The sequence below is a fragment of the Achromobacter sp. Root83 genome (assembly GCF_001428845.1).
Lineage (GTDB): Bacteria > Pseudomonadota > Gammaproteobacteria > Burkholderiales > Burkholderiaceae_B > Achromobacter.
In genome coordinates this window covers 685,013-702,609 of the sequence record NZ_LMIU01000001.1, presented here as the reverse complement: position 1 = coordinate 702,609, position 17,597 = coordinate 685,013, and the positions used below count along the sequence as shown (strand labels likewise).

The window sequence follows — 17,597 nt, the reverse complement described above, 5'->3', positions numbered from 1 at the left end:
ATGTTGGGTTAGCATTTAAAAATATATCTATTCTGACAAAGTAGTAAGATAAAGCTTTGATAACGGGCGGAATTTATATTTCCCACGATAGAGCCCCCCCGGTAGAAGTGGTATTTTCCCGAGTAAATAGGCTGGCCAGACCCATTCCGATAGCCGGCGGTGGGCAATAGGGGCCCGCGGAGCTGGACATTTCGGATCCCCCAAGAATGTCCGCTTCTCTCCGGGAGCCGGCTATCGCGTTGACGTCCGCTTACGTCGGCTTTGCAGCGGCAGCGGCCTTTCGTGCCGGTATCATGACAGACTACTCATCGCACGCGAATAAAGGCGGCAGACTGCAATTCCAAGCACCACCAACTACGAAACTGCAGCTTGGCATTTTATTGCCGCATTAGTCCACCCGTTCAGGCTCGCCAATGCTCTTTAGCAACGCGTTGTACTGTATATTGTCAGCTGCATAAATTTTGTCCAAAACATACTTTGCAACCTTGGCGATTTCCGGAATTTCTACCGGCTTGAAGCCCCGATCAGGGACTGCTTCAAGGTGAGAAAACTCATTATTGAGACGATTGACGAGGGCAACCGCAGCATCTTCTTCTTCGCCGAAAAATTTCTTTATTCGTTCAAAGGCATCATTTTTATCGTCGTGATATGGAAACTTAAAGAACAGGAATGCTTCCAAAAATTTGCGCAGATTGTTGCCAAATCCGAAGAAAGGCTCGTGATTATCTACAGCCGCAGCTTGATCTCTGCACTTGTAGATTTGGTGGAAAAGATAGTGAAATTCGGTAATGTAGTCTTTGAGATAGGACGGCATCAGCAGGATATTGCTTGACGCCCCATTACGTTCAATCATGAAGTGCTCATGATCGCTAACACTCCTGGTTTTACCTTCTCCGGCCGTAATTTTCTTGGTCGGAATGGAAAGCCGCTTAAGGTATTTCAGGAAGTCCAGGTTATGGGTGGAGATGAAGAGTTGCTTGTAGCGATACGAGTTTGACTGGCCAGCGTTCTTGATAGGTTTAGCTATCAGGCTCTCAATTAAGCTGAACATGAAGAAGATGTGATTGCCGTCTAAGCTTGAGATTGGATCATCAATGTAGATGATCAAGTCTTTGCCCTTACTTTCCGGCTCTTCAAGCTTTGCCATAAAGTAACAAAATGCTATAAGACTGCACTCGCCTTCACTAAGGTTGTACGCAGCCTTCCCGTCTCGTGTGATCTCAAACTTGACCGTGGCCTCGTCGGTACCGTCACGGGCTTCTAACTTGATACCGTCATGGCCAAAAAAATTGTTAAGTAGGGAGTTGACCCGCTCTGCGCCCTTTCGCTCGTCCTTCTGCTTTGCTCTGAAAGCCAGAATTTCTGCCTCGGCGTCACGAATCTCCTTCTCCGCATCGTTGTAGGCCGTAGCTGCCGTGTCGGCCTCCGCCTTCAGGGTTTCTATACGGTTAAGTTCCTTGTCGTAGGTGATTGCATCAGCAAATGCGGATACGTCAGTTAGGCGAAGTGCATCCCGGGCAGCGGTCTTGTCCCTTTCCAGGGTGGCGGTTTTGCCATTGCTCGTGACGATCAGCGCATTAATGTCATCAACAAGCTTCCCTATTTTCTTTACGTCATGCGAAGGTGGCTTCAAAGACACATGCAGGAACAGGTTGTCTTTCCGAGCTCCAAGCGATTTTTTAAGGGTTTCCAAGTCCGATTTATAGACGGCCAGAGCCTCGGATAGCGCTTTACTGTTTGCTTCAAACGCGATGCGTTCGTCAGCGTAGAACTGTGCACCTGTGAAAGCGTTGAGCCCCGCTATGGTGCCCATCTCTTCCGCAACTGATGTGATAGCCGCGTCCAAGGCCGTTTCCAACTCGCCTGACTCTTTGCTGAAGTGCTCATCAAGCACCTGCCATAGATCGTGCGGCAGATCCTGGCGGCAGAAAGCACATGTGCTCCGTTTTTCCCGATGATGACCCATGCCCTGCTTGACCCAGAGCTGCAAGGCGCTGTCTTTGAGCAACTCTTCAATCGCCTTTGTCGGGGCTATCGTCTTGGACAGCAGCGGTTCGGCAGTGGCCGTTAGAGACGCCAGTTTGAGGGTGATGTTTAGGGTGCCAGTAATTTCCGGCAGGGCCTCCTGCCTGAGCAAGTTAAGTTTGCTTGCTTGCCCCTCGGTGGTCAGCGCGACAAAACCTGCGTTCTTAATGGAGGCAATATCGCGTTTGATGTGGTCAATGTTGTAGACAGCGGAGCCATACTCACGGTTCTTTTTTATTTTCTCCGCAGCATGTGAACGCAGCTTTCTCTCCAGACCACTTGCCGTAGTGCCATAGCTAGACGTAGTGCGATCGCGCTCTTTCCTCTTAGCTTCCAAATCAAAGTGCAGTCCGGATTTTCCTTCAATGCTGCCAAGTTTCGTCTCAATGGCGGCAATAGCTTCGTCAAGTTCCTTATTATGCTCACCGACGATGGCGAACGTCTTGATGACACCACCGATTTCCTGATTAACGAGGAAGCTCAGATTGTCGGTTACGAAGTCGCGGTTATAGACCCGAACGTCGTAGTTGTGAGTGGCCAGGTCAGAATGGGTTGCCACCCCCTTGTCACCTGTCACAGTGAATGACGAGCCCACATAGTTCAACGGGAGCTTACGAGTCTCCAACGAACGGAAGACGCGGGAGAGCGTTGTCTTGCCGGAGTAGTTGCGTCCGTAGAGGATATTCAAACGATGGAAGAGCTTGACGTTTCTTCCGTCGTCTCTAACGGAATTTTTCCAATCTAGACCTTGGAAACTACCAAAGTTTGCTATGTCAATATGACTAATCATCGGCTCCGCCCCTCTACAGTGACGTTCAAAGTACTAACATAGAATGTATCTTGAATAAAGGTATAAGACTGCAATTTCAAATTCCACACGGCGAAATCGTAGTCTGACATCTTGTTTCGAACGGAAGTTATCGCCGCGGGGAAAAGAATTAAGCATAGCTAATTCATAATCCTAGCTTCGACCCCGGCATGCTCTCTAAGCAGATACAACAACCCGCCACCATCAATCAATTCAATCGGCTTATCCTGCGAAAACTTGTAAGCATCGACACCATACCCACTGGTGCAAACCAGTATCCCCTTGGTAGCCCCTTCGTTCATCATCGTCCCGTACAGATCTCGTACCGCACTGACGCCAACGGTATCCCTATACCTCTTCGCCTGAATAACGACCTTGCCGCCCAAAATTGGTCGAGTATCAAAAGCGACTGCGTCCACGCCACCGTCCCGAGATGCCCGGGTTAGTTTGGTATCCAGCCCCATCTGGCTAAACAGGTTTGACACAAGCACTTCAAAGTCACCCGGCGTCAGATCCAATAGATTCGGCCGCGATTCCAGATCGTTCAGCACATCTCCCTGGTCAATGAATCGCTTATCGACCATGTTGAACTCAACGATTGGTTTGATTGCCTGCAACTCATCAGGTCTGTTCGAGACCTGTGCACCCAAGTTCCGGAGACATGCGATCTTCTCTACACGATCGAGCCGCAGCGACTGAAATTCCGTTTTACCAACCCTCACCGACACGACCGGCACGCGAATCTCTCTTCCACTTGCGGGATCCGTAGTATCAACAATGCCATTGAAGGTGACGAGGGCCAACGCATCAGCTTGATCGGCCTCAAACAATTCGTGCAGTGTCCGGAGCGCGATAGACGCCACAATGTCTTGATAGAGCCGCTTGATGTCAGCAGGCTTTCGAGGCTTGATGTCGATTTGGTCGCGAGTCTTGACGTATCGGTGTTCCAAGTCTGTTGGGATCACCGATACCTGTGGCAGCTCGTATTCCACCACTAGCTCTTTCGCGTCGTCTCGATAGGCAAGGCGAAACTCTTGGGGGAAACCGGTTTCCGGGTACTCGGATCGGATGAGCACCATTTCGTTGTATGCGATGACCGCGTCGCCATCGTGAGCCAGGTATGTCGTTTGGAATTCGTCTACCTCCGCGTTACGACGAGCCACGTCAGCGTCGTACTGCGCTTTCTTCTGTAGATAGTGTTCTTTCAGGATAGAGACTTGCGCCTGCTTGTCTTCTTCCAACAAACGAAAGCTCTCCAGCCTTTGCTGGTTCTGGATCTTTGCTTTCTCTACGGCGGCTTGATGCCTGCCGCTAGCACCGGGAATCAACTTTTTCAAGCCTGCTGGGGCGGGAACGTTGATCAATGATGGAGGATCGCTCGGGTGAAGCTCCGCCGCAATCTCGAAGGGCGCGAACACGTCAAATTGTCGGAGGCTGTCGAAGTCGATGATGTCATCGTGGCGAAGCGTATGCGCCAGGATGTCTTGCAGCTCTTCTATTTTTTCATTCAACTCCGCATTAAGGTCGTCGGCTTCAGTTTGGCGGTCCTGGAGGTACTGCGCCTTTAAAACCTTCTCGGCTTCTCGATCTTCGCGAGCCTGCTGCGCAGCAAGCCTTCGCAGATCCCGGTGATGTTGCGCTGCTTCTCTGTGCTCTTCTCGTTCTACTTGTCTGGCATAGGTCAGTTGCCTTCTTGCGGCCCGCTGACTTTCTCGCTGAGAAGCTGCCGCCACTCTCGCCGCAGCCTTGATAAACGCTCCGAAACCATTACGGCGTGCCATGCAGTCCTCACTAGCTATAAGCGTTATCGAATCGCCTTTGCCGCCATGATCGTGAACATACGGGTACGTGACGAATGTTTTCAAATATTACCCGAACTTTAATTGGCCTACTGCTCAATACCGGCCCGTTTAGATGATCTGGACTTTGTCGATAGATTCCTTTAATCGAGTTGGTTCAGTCGCCACACACTGTGTGGCGCCAATCTGCACCGAGTTTTCATTGGAATCAATCGAACTGTCCGGGCGGCATCAGAGCGCATCGCCGCTGCGCGCCGTCCTGGAAGTCGCGATGGAAAAATTGGCGCAAGCGGAAAGCCCGCCTTCGCCAGCAGGGGTAATCAAAGGGGGAAGCCCAACGAGACGCGGGAAAGGGCCAGATACCGCTTGCCCTTTGCCCCGCGCAGGCCGGGTGCAGCAACGCCCGGAACGATGCCCACCGAAGGGCAACGCTCCGAACCTTGCCAGACCCACTTAGAACCGCGTCGTCAACCTAAACATCCCCGCCTGCTGGCGGTTCCCTCCGCCGAACTGCGCGTCATACGCCACGCCAGCCATCGTACTCCGCGTGATCGCCACTTCAGCGCCCAATCCCAGCACTGCCGCATTTTGCGCAATCGGAACGCCCGACACCGAGAACGTGCTGCCGCCTTCGAAAGCCAGCTTCTGCGTCGGCTTCACGTCGCCCATCGCATGGCGCCAGCCCAAGGTGGCGGTCAGGCGGCCCGGCGCGCTGTCGGAACCGATCAGCATGGCGCCGCGCAGGCCCAGCGTGGTGCTGGTCACGTCGTCCGTGCTGCCCTCGCCGTGCAGGGCGGCGGTGCCGCCCGACTCCCGGAAGTCGCGCGTGCGGATCTGGTTCCAGGCCACGCCCGCAAAGGGTTCGAGGGCGTAGGCGTCGCCCAGCGGAAGCTTGTAGCCGAGTTCGGTGAACACTTGCGTCGACGAGGCGTTATAGGACGACTCCAGGCGCTGGTTCACTCCGCCAAGCGCCACATTGCGCTTGGCGTCGATCTCGTGCCAGGTGTAGGCCGCGCCCGCCGTGAAGCGGAATTGCCCCGGGCCGGCTTCGAAGTTCTTGCCGCCGAAGACCGTTGCCGTGTAGCTGTCGACGCTCATGCGCGACGACACGTCGGCGACGGAGTTGTGGCTGCCGGTATAGCCGAACGCGCCGCCCAGGCGCCAGCCGTTGCCCACGGCGCCGTCGCCGCCGACAAAGAGACCGCCCGCGGATTGGTGCACGGTGGATGCGTTGCCGTCACCGCCGAAGGTGCTCCAGTTGCCGAACGCCTGTGCCCAGACGGGCGATGCGCCGCTTTGCGGCAGGGCATCGGACGACGGTGCGCCCAGTTGGGCAGTCGGACGTCCGGCGGCCATGGGCGCGTCGAGGTTGCCGCGCAAGTGCGACATTGGCAGCGTCCGCACGGCGTCGCCCTGCCCTTGCAGCACGCTGCCGGTACTGGCGTACGCTTCGCCGGAAAGCTGCTTCAAGGCCGCACGCGCTTGGTCAGGCGTCATGGAAAGTACCGCCGCCGTCACCTGGCTGGCGCCCGTGGTCTTGGCTGCGCCGTTGCCGCTGGCAACCAAGGACGAGTCGGCGCCGGGTACAACGGGATTCGTGCCGGTGGGCGCGGAGCCGGTGCCGGTGGTGGTCGATCCGTTGCCGGTCGATGCGGTGCCGTTGCCGGTTGATGCGGTCCCATTGCCCGTCGATGCCGAACCACTACCGGACGAAGCCGCGTCGTTGCCCGCCGATGCCGAGCCATTGCCGGTCGAAGCCGAGCCGTTGCCCGTCGATCCCGAACCATTGCCCGTCGACGCCGAACCATTGCCGCTCGAAGGCGGAGCTTCCTGGTCCAGCGCGCCGCCCACGCTGTTCTCATTGTCTGTGTCGCCCACGCTGCCGATAGGCACGTCATTGCGCGAGAGCGTCATGAACGCATTCTTCGCGTCATAGCTGAGCGAGGGCGTGAGGAACGCATACGCGCTGGACACGCCGGTGAAGCGGCCCTGGACGCCGCCGTCCGCGGTCAGGATGTTGTAGGTCGTGCGCGGCGCATAGTTGCCGTTGGGCCCCACGTGCGCGACGGTGCCATCGAGCTTCGCGACGCCGGTCACGTGGATGCGGTCGCTGAGGCTGCTCGTGGGATCGGCATGCACGCGATAGATCGTGTCCTGACCGAAGTCGAGGTTGCCGTTGACGGTGAGCGTTCCCATCGGCGTGCCATCGTTACCCGGCGAAATCACCGCGGTGGGATACAGCGTCGTGCTGCCCACTTGCCCGACACCCGCCAGCACCACTTCGCGGCCGATATCGACCGGTCCGTTCAGCTTGCCGTTGATCTCCAGTGCGCCGTCGGCGATGAAGATGGGACCGGTAAGGTTGCTGCTATCGGCGTTCAGGATCACCGAGCCAACACCCGTCTTGACGAAGCCCTGCGTGCCTTGCAGCGGGTTGTCGATGATCTCGACGAACTTGCCTGCCGCATACGTGCCGTCGCCGACGACGATCACGGGGGGATTGCCGCCGGTACCGGCCAGCGTAATGGGCGCGCCTTGCAAGCGATACCGGTCAGTGGCGAACTGCAGGCCCGACACGCGCACGGGGCCGGCGCTGCCATCCACGGTCACCGTCCCCGCCGCGCCGGTGAAGATCGCATAGCCGCCATCGGGCAGCGCGCCGGCAGCGTTGGTGGGGCTGTTCCAGTTCGCGCTCGTCGCGCTCCACGTGCCGTCGCCGCCGCCCGCGCGGCTGGCGGACGCCACGCCGTTGCCATTCCACAGATTGGTCGTGCTCGGGCCCAGGACAAGGTTGATGTGCTTGTCGCCGGTCAGCGTCTGGATGGTTGCAGCAGGCACGGAATCGCCGGAGACCGTGCCCAGCGACAAGCCATTGCCGCTCAACGTGCCGCCGTAGGACATGATGCGATAGAAGCCGGCGTTGGCGCCCAGCGTGCTGACCTTGACGTTCAAGGTCGCGTTATTGAGGGCAACGTCGCCGCCGACAGTGATGTTGTCGCCGGTACCCGGCTGCGTGATAGGCAGGCCTGCATAACCGGCCTCGAAATCGAAAATCCCGTTGTTGATCGACAGATTGCGGTTCACGACGAGATTGCCGTTGGAAACGCCAGTCGGCGTGTCAACCCAATATCCCGGCGCGACTCGGGAATTTCCGCTCACGTTCAAATCGCCATTGATCGCACCAAAGCCCGCGACGGTGCCGTTCGACATTGCGTTGACGTTCCCACCGATCGTCACGCCCGCCCCGCCGCCGTTTCCGCCGATAACTGCCGTGCCGCCGTTGACGTCGATTCCCCCTGGGAAGTTGGCCGATCCGTCAAAAACCTGCGTATTGCCCGATCCAATGGTCAGGTCCGCGGCCGTAACGCTACCCCCGTAGGACGCGCTCAAGGCGAGCGTCGCCGTCAGCCATTTCTTTGTGCCGTATGCCAAAACATTCCTCCGGATTTAATCGAGCTTCCTCTCACGCGTTACCGATATGCTTAATACGTATCGGTAAGTAATAATGCGGCCGGCGTGAATTAAGGGTCAGCTCTGGAAAAAAGTGGGGAATGTATAACGATTTTTATTGGGGCCCCATTAATAAATGGGGAAACATGCGATTAATTTGGCGAATAGTTCTACGGCATACGACTGATATACGTACTATGGCTGGGCGAATCGTCGGTAGTTCTACATATTTGAGTCAGATAGATACCAACCATCTGCCGAATTTAGAAGATTCGGATACCATCCGTTGTCGCAAAAAAATGGTTCAGGATCATCCTTTCGCTGGACAATCGGGTTGCATATTGAAATCTTTGTGTGCGCCTCTTCAGAGGTGGGAATGGCGCCGAGCTCGCTCCATCCCGCGATACAGCTAACTCGGCCGAACCATCGGCAGCGTCAACTCCCTTTCTTTTGCGGCTTCCTTGGCTCGCAAGCATCTTTCTTGCGGTGCTCACCCGACTCTCGTGTAAGGGGCAGGAGCTTCCGAATTCTTTTCGCGTCCGCGAAGGGCCAAAGTGCGCTGTTGGCGAACAAGGTGATCCACCCGCTTAATACGATTCCAAACAGCAATATGGCGCCGTCGCCGGCCGACAAAGGTTTCGCTTTGAAGAATACAAAGGCGCAATAGACCGTGATCATGCCAAAGACCAACTGCATGACCCAAGCCCACAGAATCGTCAAAGCGTGGCTCGACTTCCACCAGTTCAGCACCATCAAGCGCCCATTTTCGATTTTCAGGAGCTGCGACGCGCGCCGAATATGAACCCAACACAACTGTCCTTTTGCGGATTCATGCAGCTGAATCAGTTCGTCACGCAAGGGCTGTTCCGCGTATATTCTGTAGGCACCCAAAAAATACAGCGCTTCCAAACGCTCTTTAATCGCTCGCCTGGTAGGGGTATCACTGCTTTCTCTTGCCAAAAAGGCCTCAAGCACCGCTCGAGCTTCGACTTTCCGCTTTTGATTCCAAACCAGCAGGCCCGCAACATTCAGGTGCTTGCAAAACAGGACGACCATGGCAAGGGCGAGCATCACGGACGCTATATTTGCCAACCAATTTGGCATTTGCCCCGTATAGCCGAGCAACTGTCCCAGACGAGTAAAAAAATTCCAAATCTCATCAATCATCGCGCGTCTCCTATTCGGGAGATAACGGCGTTGAACAGAGGAAATTAAGTCTACGACTTCAATTGGAACTTGCTGACGGATTAATCAGCCCCGATCAAAAACCCGCTCATACCTCCCCGCAATACCTCCTGCCGCCTGCCTCATCCTTTCCACAACTACTTCAAACCGTTCCACCCCCAACCTCTCCGCCATCGCGGTAACCGTAATCGCTCCCAATGCCTCTCCACCCGCGGACATAATCGGCACCGCCACCGCACTAGTCCCCGGCATCAACCCAGCCGGCGCATGCGCCAGCCTTTCCCTTCGCGCCACCTCAACCCGCGCAATCACATCCTCGACCCGCTCCCCCAACACCTCCAACCTCGCCGCATTACTCCGCACCAACCTCACACTCTCCTCGGCATCCAAGCTAGCCAACAACGCCACCCCCGACACCCCCACCCCAAGCGGCCTGCGTACCCCCACCTCAATCGACAACACCTGTATCGGATGCCGCCCCGTCCGCCTTCCAATACAAATCGAATCATGCCCATGCCGGATACTAAGAAACACCGTATCCCCCACCTGATCCGCCAATTCCGCCATATACGGATCCGCCAGCGTCAATAACGGAAAGCGTCGCGTCCGCGCCAGCCCCAGCAGCGTGATCTCCTGCCCGATCAGATACCTTCGCGTTTCCGGATCCTGTTCGACCGCCTCTTCCTGCACCAAGGTCTTGAGCAAGCGATGCACGGTCGGCCGGTTAAGCCCGGACATGCGCTCCAGATCCACCAGCCGCACTCCCCGCTCCTGACCGCAGGCAATCAGCCGCAGCAACGCCAGCGCTCGGCGCACGGTTTGCGCGCCTGACGCGCTCTTATCCTCGGGATCGCTCACACACCCTCCGGTTTCATGACGGACTTCGCCGTCTGCGCGATACCGCGCTTGGTGACGATTGCGCCCAGCGACGCGTAGTTGGGGCCGCCGATGCGGCAGATGGGGCGCAGCAGGCCGGTGTCGATCTTGCCGTCCTGCATCAAGCCGTCGCGGATGTGGAACATCACAACTTCGCCCACGAAGAATTCGGCGCCGGTGTTTCCGAAAGGCGTGACGCTGTGTAGCCGGCATTCCAGGCTGATGGGCGCGGCGGCCAGGCGGGGGGTGGCGATGGCGGCGCCGGGCAGGACTTCCAGGCCCAGCAGTTCGGCTTCGCTGATTTCGGGGGGATGCTCTTGGGCACTTTCATGCAGCGGGTCGAGCAGCGTTTCGTCGGCGATGTTCACGACGAAGTGGCCGTTGGCGATGATGTTGCGGCCGGTGTCTTTGCGCTCACCGGCCTTTCTGCCGATGTTGACGCCGATCATGGGCGGCTGGTTCGATACGAAGGTGTAGCAGCTGAAAGGCGCCAGGTTGACGCTGCCCTGGGCGTTGACGCTGCTGATCCAGGCGATGGGCCGGGGAACGATGATGCCGCTCATCAGGCGGTAGGTCTGTTCGGGGTTCAGGTCGCTTGCGGGGAAGTGCATGAGGGTCTCGCTTGGTAGTCCGGATATTGAACATCAGATTAAGCGTATTGCCGCGCGCGCAATAGGCGCCAAGCTTAATTCTGCGCTGTAGCGACGTCAGCCCCATAGCCGTGCGCGGAGCGTCCTTCAAAAAGAGTCCAATATCCGGAACTTTCCGCGAAATTCGCATTGTCCGAAAAAGCCGAAATTCCTAGAGTGTCATCAAACATACAAAACGCGATGACACGCACAGGAGACTGACCATGAACCGCACCGCGCTCCGCGCCTGCGCCACTGTGGCGCTGACCGTCCTTACCTCGATGGCGCATGCCGCCTGGCCCGAGAAGCCCGTGAAGATCGTTGTGCCCTACCCGCCCGGCGGGAATGTGGACGTGGCGGCGCGGCTGATTGCGCCGGGTTTGCAGGCGGCGCTGGGGCAGCCGTTCATCGTGGAAAACAAGCCGGGCGCGGGCGGCATGATTGCCGGCGAGCAGGTGGCGCGCTCCGACCCCGACGGCTACACGCTGTTCATGGCCGCCAATGGCCCGCTGCTGTTTTCGCCGCTGATTTTCAAGCGGGACGCGTACAAGTGGGACCGAGACTTTGCGCCGATCAGTTCGGTGTCGTATACGCCGCTGGTGTTGCAGGTGCGGCCGGAGTTGCCGGCCAAGAATCTGGCGGAGCTGTTGGCGCTGGCCAAGAAGGATCCGGGCAAGCTGAACATGGCGTCGCCGGGCGCGGGGACGACGAATCATCTGGTGAGCGAGCTGCTGCAGTCGCTGACGGGCGCGCGTTGGACGACGGCTCAGTACAAGGGCAATGCCCCGGCCACGACGGATCTGCTGGGCGGCCAGGTGGATTTCAACTTTGACCAGATTTCGGTGGCGCTGCCTTACGTGAAAGAGGGCCGGCTGCGGGCGCTGGCGGTGACGACGGCCAAGCGTTTGCCGTCGATGCCGGATGTGCCGACGTTCGCGGAGGCCGGTGTGCAGGGCATGGAGGCGGCGACGTTTACCGGCTTGCTTGCCCCAAAGGGCACACCGCCTGAGGTGCTGAGCAAGTTGAGCGCGGCGCTGGGCACGATCCTGGCGCAGCCGACGATCATCAAGCGCTTTGAAGAACTGGGCGCCGAGGCGCGCGGCAGTTCGCCCGAGGAGTTCACGCGCTATCTGGCCGCCGAGGACGCACGCTGGACGCCGATCATCAAGCGCGCCGGCATTACGGCCAATTAAGACTTCCTGGCGGGCCGCGTCGGCATCGGCGTGGCCCGCCCTTCCCTGATTTCGACCTGAAACCCCGACCCGACACGGAACCCGCCATGAGCAGACGCAGCATCTACGCCGAAGGCTTCAGCCACAAGAACCCCATTCCCGCCGCTTGCCGGATCGGTCCCATGCTGTATTCCGGCAGCATCCAGGGCACGGACCCGGCGACGGGCGCTTACGGCGCGTCGCTGGAGCGCCAGTGCGAGCTGATGTTCGACCATGTGCGGCGCATCGTGGAAGCGGGCGGCGGCACGCTGGACCACGTCGCCAAGATGACGGTGTGGATGCGCGACCGCAGCCAGCGCGCGGCGCTGAATGCGGTGTGGCTGCAAGCCTTTCCCGAAGCGCAGAACCGTCCGGCCCGCCACACCATGCAGGCGGATCTGGATGGCGACAAGCTGATCGAGTGCGATTTCGTGGCCGTGATCGGATGAGGAGCAAGACGATGGCGCAATACCAGCCTTTCCATTCCCATCCGACGGCGCCGGCTTACCGCTTGCCGGCCGGTTCCTGCGATAGCCAGTTCCATGTGTTTGGCCCGGCAGACCGCTATCCGGTGCGTCCAGGCGCGGCGTATGAGATGCCCAGCGCTACCATCGAGACCGCGCTGGGCCTGCACCGGCTGCTGGGCATCGAGCGCGGTGTGATCGTGCAGGCCACCACCTACGGTGCGGATCACCAGGTGGTGCTGGATGGCCTGACCGCCGCCGGCCCGTCGTATCGCGGCTGTGCGAATGCCGTCGTGTTGGCCGAGCGCGATGACGCCTATATCCAGAAGCTGCACGATGCCGGTGTACGCGGCGCGCGTTTTACGCGCCAGGGGCTGGGCATCAGCATGGCGCCGGATGTGTTCGACCGCGCCGTCGCGCGCATCCGCGAGTTGGGCTGGTACGCCAAGTTCCAGCCGGAGCCCGACGGCATGATGGCGCAGGTGGAACAGTTTGAAGCGCTGGATATTCCGGTGCTGCTGGATCACATGGGCCGCGCCGATCCCGGCGCGGGCGCAGCCGATCCGACGCGGCGCAAGCTGGAATCGCTGCTGGCCCGCGGCAATTTCTGGGTGATGCTGTCGCTGACAGAGAAGCTGTCGCGCGCGGGCGAGCCCTGGGACGATGTGATTCCGCTGGCCCAGGCGCTGATCGCCGCGAACCCGGATCGCGTGGTGTGGGGCAGCGATTGGCCGCATCCGGTGTCGGTGAAGGCCACGCCCAACGAGGGCCACCTGCTGGACCAGTTGGCGCGCTATGCCGGTGACGCCGCCACGCTCAAGAAGATCTTGGTCGACAACCCCGCCCGCCTGTTTGGATTCGACAAATGAAACTGCTTAGCTACACCCATGAAGGCCGCGCGCGCTTCGGCGCCCTGCGCGGCCAGGACGAGATCGTGGCGCTGGACGGCCAGGGCCACGACAGCCTGCGCGCGGCGCTGGAGGCAGACGCCCTGCCCGCGCTGGCGCGCCTGGCCGAGACGCTGCCGGTCACGCACCGATTGCACGACGTACGGCTGCTGCCGCCAATTCTCGCGCCAGAGAAGATCATTTGCGTGGGCGTGAACTACGGCAAGCGCAACGAGGAATACCAGGACGGCAGCGCGCCGCCGGCGTATCCCAGCGTGTTCCCGCGTTTTCCGGGATCCTTTGTGGGGCACGGCGAACCCTTGCTGCGCCCGCCGGAGTCGGAGCAGCTCGACTACGAGGGCGAGATCGCCATCATCATCGGCAAGGCCGCACGCCGCATCGCCGCGGAAGACGCGTGGAGCCACGTCGCGGGCCTGACCTGCCTGAACGAGGGCACGGTGCGCGACTGGATCCGCCACGGCAAGTTCAACGTGACGCAGGGCAAGAATTTCGACGCCAGCGGTTCGATGGGGCCGTGGATGGTGACGGCCGACGAGTTCGATCCGGCAGCGCCGCTTACCGTCAGCACGCGCGTGAACGGCGAGCTGCGCCAGCAGGACACCACCGACAACCTGATGTTCCCGTTTGCCGAACTGATCCGCTACATCTCCATCTGGACCACGCTGAAACCCGGCGACGTGATCTCGACCGGCACGCCGATCGGCGCGGGCGTGCGCTTCACGCCGCCGCGCTTTCTGAAGCCCGGCGATGTGGTCGAAGTGGAAGTGGCCGGCATCGGCATTCTGTCCAATCCCGTGGCCGACGAAGCGGCCGCGTCCGCATAAGGAACCCGTCATGCTGAATGAAGAAGATCGCGCCCGCGCAGCGGGCCTGCTGCTGGAAGCGGAGCGCAGCGGCGTGCCCACCACGCAGCTCGACCAGGCCTTCCCGGGCATAGAAATCGCGGACGCCTATGCGATCCAGAAACGCATCATCGACCAGAAGCTCGCCGCCGGCGCCAAGCTGCGAGGCCACAAGATCGGGCTGACGTCCAAAGCGATGCAGAGCACGGTGGGCATCGACGAGCCCGATTACGGGCACCTGCTGGACACGATGTTCTATCAGGATGGCGAGACCATCCCGACCGCCAAGCTGATCGTGCCGCGCGTGGAGGTGGAGCTGGCGTTCGTGCTGGGCAAGCCGCTGCGTGGCCCCGACGTGAGCCTGTTCGACGTGCTGGACGCCACCGACTACGTGGTGCCGGCACTTGAATTGATCGACGGGCGCAGCAAGTATCCGCGCCGCATCGTCGACAACATCGCCGACAACGCCGCCTGCGCCGGCATCGTGCTGGGCGGCCGGCCCGTGCGGCCGCTGGACATCGACCTGCGCTGGGTGGGCGCCCTGCTTCTGAAGAACGGCGTGATCGAAGAATCCGGCGTGTCGGCCGCGGTGCTGGGGCATCCGGCGCTGGGCATCGCGTGGCTGGCCAACAAGCTGGCCCAGCACGACACGGGCCTGGACGCGGGGCAGATCGTGCTGGCAGGCTCCTTTACCCGCACCGTCGCCGTGAAAAGCGGCGACACCCTGCATGCCGACTACGGCAAGCTCGGCAGCATCTCGGTGCATTTCTCCTAGGACGCCACATGGAACTTCCGATCAACACGTTCAAGCGTGCGCTGCGCGAACAGCGCCACCAGACCGGCCTGTGGGTCACGCTGGGCCATCCGAACAGCACCGAACTGGTGGCGGCCAGCGGCTTTGACTGGCTGCTGCTCGACACCGAGCACACGCCGGTGACGCTACCGACGGTGATGGCGCAGCTACAGGCCGCGGCCGCCTACGGCAGCCATCCGGTCGTGCGCCCGTCGTGGAACGACAAGGTGCAGATCAAGCAGTACCTGGACATCGGCGCGCAGACGCTGCTGCTGCCGTACGTGCAGAATGCGGCCGAAGCCGAAAGCGCGGTCGCCGGCATGCGCTACGCGCCGCGCGGCGTGCGGGGTGTCAGCGGCACCATGCGCGCCACGCGCTATGGCCGAGTGGCCGACTACATGCGGCGTTGCGAGGATGAACTGTGCCTGCTGGTGCAAGCCGAGACCGGCGAAGCGCTGGAGAACCTGGACGCCATCATCGCAGTGGATGGCGTGGACGGCGTTTTCATAGGACCGGCGGATCTGGCGGCCAGCCTGGGCTATCCGGGCGAGCCGCAGCATCCGAAGGTTGTGGCGGAGGTTGAACGCGCGATCAGCCGGGTGCGCGCGGCGGGCAAGGCGCCGGGCGTGCTGACGCCGGATGAGACGCTGGCGCGGCGGTATATGGCGGCGGGGAGTCTGTATACGGCGGTGGGGGTGGATGCGGCGATCCTGGCACGCCATTGCGATCAGCTCGCGGCGCGATTCGCTCCGGCAGCCCCGTAAAGCCTGTACACCGTTTTCACATGCGCTGCTCCGCTGGCTGACAGATGCGCTACTTCCCCCTTACTGCCTATCCTTACCCAGCCGGCGCAGCTCATCCAAAGCCAGCCGCGCAAGCCGAGACGGGCGGTACTCCCGGCGAATAAACATCCCCACGGATCGCGTCGGCGCCCCTGGCAAACGGGTCTTGGCGACGCCCTGATGGACCGCCTGGTCCAGCGACGATTCCGGAAGCAAGGCAATACCGCAATTGCCTTGCACGAAGTGCGCGATGGTATTGAGATCACGCAGCGAATACAGGGGCTTGAAGGGCTGCGCATCGTTCTGGAAGGCGCGCTCGGTCAACACGCGGACGCTGGTGCCGGATGGCATGCTGATGATAGGCAGTTGGCTGATTTCGGCGGGTATCCAATGCGTGATTCCAACCTTGGCCTGTTGGCTATGAAAAAGCACGAAGGGTTCAGTAAACAGCTCCTGATACCGCAGATCGGGCGAGCCGTCGTTGCCCATGGCGGTGACGGCGATATCGACGCGGCGTTCGCGCAGCAATTGCAACGCCTCGCTGGCAATGGGGTCGTAGATGTCGATGCGGGCATGCGGATCGGCCTGCCTGAGGTTTCTGACCAACTGCGGTAGCAGTGATGCCGCCAGCGTGGGCAATGCGGCGACCGCGACGCGGTTGTGGCGGTCGCGCAGCCGTTCGTCCAGTTCCAGCATGCCCTCGTCATACCGGGCCGTTACCCCGCGGGCGATTTCCAGTATGTCCTGCCCTTCGCGCGACAGACGCACCATGCGCGTGCTGCGCTCAAACAGCTTGATGCCCATGGCCGCCTCGATTTCCTTCAGCAGCTTGCTCAGCGTGGGCTGCGTGATGTTCAGCATTTCGGCCGTCTTGTGAAAGCTCAGGGTTTGCGCCAACAGCACGAATATCTTCAGTTGTCTCGTCGTCAGATTCATTCTTTTTATCTATCAATAAAGTGCGGATCGGAACTTAACCTTGAAGCGGTGCCGGCCTAACCTTGATTCCAGAACGGTATCTGGAGCTCACATGTTTCGCCTCGATGGAAAGATTGCGCTGGTGACGGGTTGCGGCACGCTGGGAGACGGTTGGGGCAATGGCAAGGCAACGGCTGCGGTCTTGGCAAGGCTGGGGGCATCGATATATGGCTGTGATGTCGACATCGACGCGGCGCGGCAGTCCGCCGCCGTGATCGAGGCCGAGGGCGGCCGTATCCAGGTGCGGCAATGCGACGTCCGGCATGCACGCGAGGTGGCCGAACTGGTGGAGGCCTGTGTCGCCGCCTATGGGCGCATCGATATCCTCGTCAACAATGTCGGCAGGTCCGAGCCGGGGGATCCAGTCAGCATGTCGGAAGACACCTGGAACGATCAGATCCAGGTGAACCTGACTTCTGCCTTTCTTTGCTGCAAGCACGTCATTCCGCTCATGACAGCAGCGGGAGGCGGCTCGATCATCAACATCTCATCCATCGCGGGGCTTAGGTATGCGGGCAAACCCCAGGTGGGTTATGCCGCCGCCAAAGCCGCCTTGATGCAGATGACGGCGACGACCGCCGTCATCTATGCAAAGGATGGCGTGCGTCTGAACTCGGTGGTGCCCGGCCTGATGTTTACGCCGCTGGTGCAGCGCCTGGCGCAGAAGTACGCCCAGGGCGACTACGAGGGCTTCGTCGCCCATCGGCACAAGCAGGTGCCCACTGGCCGCATGGGCGATAGCTGGGATGTCGCGCATGCGGTGGCCTTCCTGGCCAGCGACGAGAGCCGCTACATCACCGGCCAGCAGTTGGTGGTGGACGGCGGCATCACCCTGTCCACGCCTTAGGCC

At 60.1% G+C, this 17,597-nt stretch carries 14 protein-coding genes; 7 read left to right on the top strand and 7 right to left on the bottom strand.

The genetic code is table 11. From position 1 onward, the window contains the following. Window positions 1-388: 388 nt before the first annotated feature. The 6 genes from ASE30_RS03115 to ASE30_RS03090 all read right to left on the bottom strand — a co-directional run bounded on the left by ASE30_RS03115 (window position 389) and on the right by ASE30_RS03090 (window position 10,754). Window positions 389-2,815: an AAA family ATPase gene (locus ASE30_RS03115; protein ID WP_057282770.1), complete on the bottom strand. Its 2,427-nt coding sequence runs from the start codon at window positions 2,813-2,815 to the stop codon at window positions 389-391. A gap of 158 nt (window positions 2,816-2,973) precedes the next feature. Beyond that, window positions 2,974-4,614, bottom strand: coding sequence for a restriction endonuclease (locus ASE30_RS03110; RefSeq protein ID WP_057282769.1), 1,641 nt, complete (start codon window positions 4,612-4,614; stop codon window positions 2,974-2,976). A gap of 471 nt (window positions 4,615-5,085) precedes the next feature. Further along, the gene (locus tag ASE30_RS03105) at window positions 5,086-8,064 is read right to left on the bottom strand and encodes an autotransporter outer membrane beta-barrel domain-containing protein (protein ID WP_057282768.1); all 2,979 of its coding nucleotides are present in this window, start codon (window positions 8,062-8,064) and stop codon (window positions 5,086-5,088) included. A 453-nt stretch (window positions 8,065-8,517) separates the two neighbouring features. Next, the gene (locus ASE30_RS03100) at window positions 8,518-9,249 is read right to left on the bottom strand and encodes a hypothetical protein (RefSeq protein WP_057282767.1); all 732 of its coding nucleotides are present in this window, start codon (window positions 9,247-9,249) and stop codon (window positions 8,518-8,520) included. An 84-nt stretch (window positions 9,250-9,333) separates the two neighbouring features. Further along, window positions 9,334-10,125 carry an IclR family transcriptional regulator gene (locus ASE30_RS03095; protein WP_057282766.1) on the bottom strand — a complete coding sequence of 264 codons (792 nt, stop codon included), beginning with the start codon at window positions 10,123-10,125 and terminating at the stop codon, window positions 9,334-9,336. Further along, window positions 10,122-10,754 carry a flavin reductase family protein gene (locus ASE30_RS03090; protein WP_057282765.1) on the bottom strand — a complete coding sequence of 211 codons (633 nt, stop codon included), beginning with the start codon at window positions 10,752-10,754 and terminating at the stop codon, window positions 10,122-10,124. Before ASE30_RS03090 ends, ASE30_RS03095 begins: the two co-directional genes overlap by 4 nt. A gap of 242 nt (window positions 10,755-10,996) precedes the next feature. Between ASE30_RS03090 and ASE30_RS03085 the strand changes: the two genes are divergently transcribed. The 6 genes from ASE30_RS03085 (at window position 10,997) to ASE30_RS03060 (ending at window position 15,754) form a co-directional block, all read left to right on the top strand. Continuing rightward, window positions 10,997-11,965, top strand: a complete 969-nt coding sequence (locus ASE30_RS03085; RefSeq protein ID WP_057282764.1) for a tripartite tricarboxylate transporter substrate binding protein — start codon at window positions 10,997-10,999, stop codon at window positions 11,963-11,965. 86 nt (window positions 11,966-12,051) lie between these two features. Further along, window positions 12,052-12,432, top strand: coding sequence for a RidA family protein (locus ASE30_RS03080; RefSeq protein WP_057282763.1), 381 nt, complete (start codon window positions 12,052-12,054; stop codon window positions 12,430-12,432). 11 nt (window positions 12,433-12,443) lie between these two features. Next, window positions 12,444-13,316: an amidohydrolase gene (locus tag ASE30_RS03075; protein ID WP_057282762.1), complete on the top strand. Its 873-nt coding sequence runs from the start codon at window positions 12,444-12,446 to the stop codon at window positions 13,314-13,316. Further along, complete coding sequence (locus ASE30_RS03070; RefSeq protein WP_057282761.1) at window positions 13,313-14,179, top strand: fumarylacetoacetate hydrolase family protein; 867 nt, start codon at window positions 13,313-13,315, stop codon at window positions 14,177-14,179. The genes ASE30_RS03075 and ASE30_RS03070 overlap by 4 nt, the downstream gene beginning before the upstream one ends. A 10-nt stretch (window positions 14,180-14,189) precedes the next feature. Beyond that, window positions 14,190-14,972 carry a 2-oxo-hept-4-ene-1,7-dioate hydratase gene (hpaH, locus tag ASE30_RS03065; protein ID WP_057282760.1) on the top strand — a complete coding sequence of 261 codons (783 nt, stop codon included), beginning with the start codon at window positions 14,190-14,192 and terminating at the stop codon, window positions 14,970-14,972. Window positions 14,973-14,980: 8 nt separating this feature from the next. Beyond that, window positions 14,981-15,754 carry an HpcH/HpaI aldolase/citrate lyase family protein gene (locus ASE30_RS03060; RefSeq protein ID WP_057282759.1) on the top strand — a complete coding sequence of 258 codons (774 nt, stop codon included), beginning with the start codon at window positions 14,981-14,983 and terminating at the stop codon, window positions 15,752-15,754. A gap of 60 nt (window positions 15,755-15,814) precedes the next feature. Here ASE30_RS03060 and ASE30_RS03055 read toward each other — a convergent pair whose 3' ends face one another. Further along, window positions 15,815-16,708, bottom strand: coding sequence for a LysR family transcriptional regulator (locus ASE30_RS03055; protein ID WP_057282758.1), 894 nt, complete (start codon window positions 16,706-16,708; stop codon window positions 15,815-15,817). Window positions 16,709-16,799: 91 nt separating this feature from the next. Between ASE30_RS03055 and ASE30_RS03050 the strand changes: the two genes are divergently transcribed. Continuing rightward, on the top strand, window positions 16,800-17,594 hold the full coding sequence (locus ASE30_RS03050) for an SDR family NAD(P)-dependent oxidoreductase (protein ID WP_057282757.1): 795 nt from the start codon (window positions 16,800-16,802) through the stop codon (window positions 17,592-17,594). Window positions 17,595-17,597: the final 3 nt, after the last annotated feature.